The sequence below is a fragment of the Sphingobium sp. FG125 genome, assembly GCF_057809795.1.
This window is the reverse complement of the sequence record NZ_JBMDKQ010000043.1, coordinates 1-3,012: the sequence shown is the minus strand read 5'-3', so window position 1 is coordinate 3,012 and position 3,012 is coordinate 1. Positions and strand designations below refer to the sequence as shown.

Genomic DNA, 3,012 nt, shown 5'->3' with positions numbered 1-3,012 from the left:
GACGATGCTTGAAGCCCCTTATGTAGGTTTTCTGTTCCGTTGCTACTCAAACCCCTAACCCAGCGCGGTCAGCGCACTGCTGAGCCGGACCGCGCCTCGCTCGACTTCGCCCTCGGCGCCGTCAACCGCTTACTGGACGCTATCGGCAGCGAAGTCGTGCGCGAAGCCGCGTAAAGTGAATGGGGGTCTCGCCGTCCGGCGCCAATGCCGGATTGGCGAGGCACCCGTCATTTCAAATGCCTGGAATAGAATAGACGGTCACACAGCGAGCGACAGCTTTCCGGAGCCTCTCCGCGCCGTATCCGAGCGCCTTTCGCTCCTTGTCGTCCAGATCGTCCAGTTCGGGCTGAAGCTGGAGCCCCGAAGCGGGCTCCAGCTTTTCGACGCCCGACGGTCGAAATCAGGCGGGCAAAGGTACCAAAGGGTTGCCGAACATCGGATCGGCTTCCTTGGATGCCAGGGCCTTGCCCAGGTCGATGCCTAGCGCCTTGGCCACGCCGGCGCCATAGGCCGGATCGGCCGCGTTGCAGTTGCGGATGTGGCGAAACTTGATGAACTCCGGCGCGTCACCCATGGCGCGGGATGTGTTGCCGAACAGGGCTTCCTGCTGCGCCGGTGTCATCAGCCGGAACAGCTTGCCAGGCTGCTCGAAATAGTTCGTGTCGTCCTCGTGATAGGACCAGAACTTGGCATCGCCGTTGATCTTCAGCGGCGGTTCGGCAAACTCGGGCTGGCCCTGCCACTGGCCGAAGCTGTTGGGCTCGTAGTGCGGCAGGCCGCCGTAATTGCCATCCACGCGGCCGGTGCCGTCGCGGTGGTTGCTGTTCACCGGGCAGCGGGCCTTGTTCACCGGAATCTGGTGGTAGTTGGCGCCCAGGCGGTAGCGCTGCGCATCGGCATAGTTGAACAGGCGCGACTGCAGCATGCGATCGGGGCTGGCCCCGATGCCGGGCACCAGGTTGCCGGGCGCGAAGGCGGCCTGCTCGACGTCGGCGAAGAAGTTCTCCGGATTCCTGTTCAGTTCGAACTCGCCCACCTCGATCAGAGGATAGTCGCCCTTGTACCAGACCTTGGTCAGGTCGAACGGGTGCAAGCGGTACTGCTCGGCATCGGTCTCGGGCATGACCTGAACGTACATTTTCCACCTGGGGAAGTCGCCGCGCTCGATGGCATCGTAGAGGTCGCGCTGATGGCTTTCGCGGTCCTTGCCGACCAGGGCCTCTGCCTCGGCGTCGGTCAGGTTCTTGATTCCCTGCTGGGTGCGGAAGTGCATCTTGACCCAGAAACGCTCGCCGTCCTTGTTCCAGAAACTGTAGGTGTGCGAGCTGAAGCCGTGCATATGACGGTAGCTTGCGGGAATACCGCGGTCACTCATCACAACGGTGACCTGGTGCAGCGCCTCGGGAACCAGCGTCCACCAGTCCCAGTTGTTGGTGGCCGAGCGCAGGTTGGTGCGGGGGTCGCGTTTGACGGCCTTGTTCAGGTCGGGGAACTGGCGCGAATCGCGGATGAAGAACACCGGCGTGTTATTGCCGACCATGTCCCAGTTGCCCTCCTCGGTGTAGAATTTGAGGGCAAAACCGCGGATGTCACGCTCGGCGTCGGCAGCGCCGCGCTCGCCGGCCACCGTGGTGAAGCGGGCGAACATCTCGGTCTTCTTGCCCACTTCGCTGAAGATCCGCGCGCGGGTGTACTTGGTAATGTCCTTGGTCACCGTAAAGGTGCCGAAGGCGCCCGAACCCTTGGCGTGCATACGCCGCTCCGGGACAACTTCCCGCACGAACCCGGCCAGCTTCTCGTTGAGCCACACGTCCTGCGCGAGCAGGGGGCCGCGAGGACCGGCGGTCAGACTGTCACGGTTGGTGACCACGGGCGCACCAAAATCCGTGGTCAAATGGGTTACGGGGCAACGCTTGGTGTCATCTTTTTCCATCACGGGTTCCTCTCGAGAAATCACCAGCGGTGCGCCGATTGGCCGCCGGCGGTAGAATAGCGGTTTACAGGGAAATCATGATACGCATCGGCGGCATCATGTCCAATCCTCTTGCGCGAGATCGGGCTTTCCTCAGTAGTCGCTAATGTTCAGGCTCTGTTGCAAACATGGGGCACGGCCGCGCGGCGTCACCCAGTTGGGGGATTAGGCAGCATTGGCGAAATGCTTATTGAGCATAATCATGGTTTCGGTCAGGGCCGAGGGTCCAATTCCGAATGCTCTTTCAACCAGGCGCACCTCCCCCATGATACCTGGCTGCAGGCACCATGCCTGGGCCTGTCCTTTGCGTAGGGCGCGCATGACCTCGAAGCCCTTGATCGTGGCGTAGGCCGTTGGCATCGACTTGAAGCCACGTACCGGCTTGATCAGCATCTTCAGCTTGCCGTGGTCGGCCTCGAGCACGTTGTTCAGATATTTCACCTGCCGGTGCTCGGTTTCCGCCGCCAGTTTGCCTTCGCGTTTCAGCTCAGCGATTGCTGCGCCGTAGCTGGGTGCCTTGTCGGTATTGAGTTTGGCCGGCTTTTCCCAGTCCTTCAGGCCACGAAGAGCTTTGCCCAGAAAGCGCTTCGCCGCTTTGGCGCTGCGTGTCGATGACAGATAGAAATCAATCGTGTCGCCCCGTTTGTCGACCGCCCGGTACAGGTAGGTCCATTTGCCCCGCACCTTTACGTAGGTCTCATCCAGACGCCAGCTCGGATCAAAGCCGCGCCGCCAGAACCAGCGGAGACGCTTCTCCATCTCCGGCGCGTAGCGCTGCACCCAGCGATAGATCGTCGTATGATCGACATCGATCCCACGCTCGGACAGCATTTCCTCGAGATCACGGTAGCTGATGCCGTATCGACAATACCAGCGCACCGCCCATAGGATGACCTCGCCGGTAAAATGCCGTCCTTTGAAATCGTTCATCGCAACTGACCTTGACAGTACATGAGCCCAATCTTGGAAACCGTGTCAGAGTTTGCACCAGGCTGATTGTCGAACATTGGGATGATCTCCTTCGACTGGCCGGATCGCTC

2 protein-coding genes are annotated in these 3,012 nt (G+C 61.0%); both read right to left on the bottom strand.

The genetic code is table 11. The features are described from left to right. Positions 1-400: 400 nt before the first annotated feature. On the bottom strand, positions 401-1,933 hold the full coding sequence (locus tag ACODSR_RS20655; protein WP_406890188.1) for a catalase: 1,533 nt from the start codon (positions 1,931-1,933) through the stop codon (positions 401-403). 204 nt (positions 1,934-2,137) lie between these two features. Beyond that, positions 2,138-2,902, bottom strand: a complete 765-nt coding sequence (locus tag ACODSR_RS20650) for an IS6 family transposase (RefSeq protein ID WP_006949122.1) — start codon at positions 2,900-2,902, stop codon at positions 2,138-2,140. Between the last annotated feature and the right edge of the window lie 110 nt (positions 2,903-3,012).

What these genes read in the sequence shown, in the direction of transcription:
- ACODSR_RS20655 (WP_406890188.1), bottom strand. Translation starts at nt 1,933, where the DNA reads ATGGAAAAAGATGACACCAAGCGTTGCCCCGTAACCCATTTGACCACG.
- ACODSR_RS20650 (WP_006949122.1), bottom strand. Translation starts at nt 2,902, where the DNA reads ATGAACGATTTCAAAGGACGGCATTTTACCGGCGAGGTCATCCTATGG.